This is a genomic window from Streptomyces olivoverticillatus (genome assembly GCF_014203555.1).
Lineage (GTDB): Bacteria > Actinomycetota > Actinomycetes > Streptomycetales > Streptomycetaceae > Streptomyces > Streptomyces olivoverticillatus.
This window is the reverse complement of sequence record NZ_JACHJH010000016.1, coordinates 1-1,976: the sequence shown is the minus strand read 5'-3', so window position 1 is coordinate 1,976 and position 1,976 is coordinate 1. Positions and strand designations below refer to the sequence as shown.

At 67.6% G+C, this 1,976-nt stretch carries 1 protein-coding gene; it reads right to left on the bottom strand.

Annotation, left to right across the window (positions count from 1 at the left end; translation table 11 throughout):
* The coding region (locus tag FHS39_RS25060) for a condensation domain-containing protein (RefSeq protein ID WP_246470494.1) at window positions 1-1,976 on the bottom strand (1,976 nt) is incomplete at both ends.

Below are 1,976 nucleotides of genomic sequence, written 5' to 3'. Positions count from 1 at the left end.
GCAAGGCCGACCCGCGCACCCTCCGGAAGACACGCCGCCGACGCATCCCCATCAAAGTCCGCAGCCATCGCCTCCAGCACCAACCGGTACATCGAAGCGAGCGCTGCCAAACCGTCCTGGCCGAGTGCGTCCGTGGACGTGCCGAGGTGGATGGCTCCGGCCGCGGCAACGGCGCTGAGAGCGAACTCGTTGCCGCCGTTCTCATCCGCACCGGTCTCGATCACGGACGAAGTCGATGAGCCGCTCTGGTCGAAGTTCTGGTGCTCGAACATGACCGAGAGCAGACGCTCGCCGCCCGCGGCCTCCCGCTGAATCGCGGGAAGCGGGTACCGCCGGTGCGCCCAGATCTCCGCTTCCTGCGCGTACACCTGCTCGACCAGCTCACGCCACGTACCCATCGGCCGGACGGCCGGGAACGGAATCGTGTTCAGGTGCATACCCAGCACCCGGTCCGCTCCCGGAGCCTCCAGACGGCCGTGGAACACCACACCCGTATGGAAAGCATCATCCGACGTGACTGCACTCATCACCTTCAAGTGCGCAGCCAGCAGCACACTCTTCAGCGACGTATTCGCCTTCAGCGCCAGACCCCGAAGACCCTCCTCAAGATCAGCGAACTGCACCCGAACACCATGACGCTCCCCCACACCCGCATCCGAATCAGCCCAACCCGCCGGAAGCCGCAACGGAGCATGCCCATCCACAACATCCCGCCAGAACGACCGGTCCTCTTCGCTGTCCAGCGCTTCCAGCTCGGCAGCAACGAAGTCGGCGTAACGGACGGCGGGCGCCTCGTACGCGGGCAGCTCACGGCCGTCACGAAGATGCTGGTAGCACTCCACGACTTCCGCCAGCAGCATGCTGAGCGTCCAGCCCTCGGTGATCGCATGGCAGTGGCTGACCGTGAGCTGCCACGCCTCATCCTCGATGTGCACGCGGAACCGCAGCAGGGGTGCCCCGGTCAGGTCGAAGAGGTTCGCCTGTTCCTCGGCGAGGTCCGCGGCCTTCTGACGCTCTTGCGCCTCGGCGTCCAGGTCTCGCAGGTCCCGGATGGTCAACGGCAGGTCGGCGGAGGAATGCACGATCTGCAGAGGCTGCGAGTAGTCACTGAGGTGCATGGACGTCCGCAGCGCCTCGTGGCGGGCGGCCACCATGTCCAGCGTCCGGCGGAAGGCGTCGGCGGCGAAGGCCTGCTCGTCCTGAATCAGGATCGAGTTGACGTTGTGATACGCGGCCCGGCGCTCACCCATGCCGCGGCCGGCCATCATCTCGACGAGCATGCCGGTCTGAATCTGCGACAGCGGGTACGCGTCGACGACATCGGCGGGCAGAGCAGCCCGGTCCTCGGCACTGATCAGCGCGAACGGCGCCACCGGGTCGATGAGGGACTCGTTCACCACCTGGCCCGACAGCCGACCCGCGAGTGCGGCGACGGTGCGGTGCTCGAAGACTTCGCGCACCGACACGTCGTAACCGGCCGCACGCAGACCGCCGACCAGGCGAACAGCGCGGATCGAGTCGCCGCCGATGTCGAAGAAGCTGTCCTCGACGCTGACCTGGCGGGCATCGAGCACCTCGGCCCAGATGGCGGCGAGACGCTCCTCCACCGGGGTACGCGGTGCCACGTACTGCGTCGCGGAGAAGGCAGTCGCATCCGGTGCCGGCAGGGCGCGGTGGTCGAGCTTGCCGTTGGGGGTCAGCGGGATGGCGTCCAGCGACACATAGGCGGCAGGGATCATGTAGTCGGGCAGGCCCACGCTCAGGTGGGCGCGCAGTTCGCCCGCCTCGGCGAGCCCGTCGGCGACCACGTAGGCGACGAGCGACTTTTCGCCGTCCTGGCCGTCCCGGGCGATCACGACCGCTTCCCGGACGGTGGCGTGGCCGCGCAGCGCTGCTTCGATCTCGCCGAGTTCGATGCGGTAGCCGCGGACCTTGACCTGCTTGTCGATACGGCCGAGGAAGTCCAGGGAACCGTC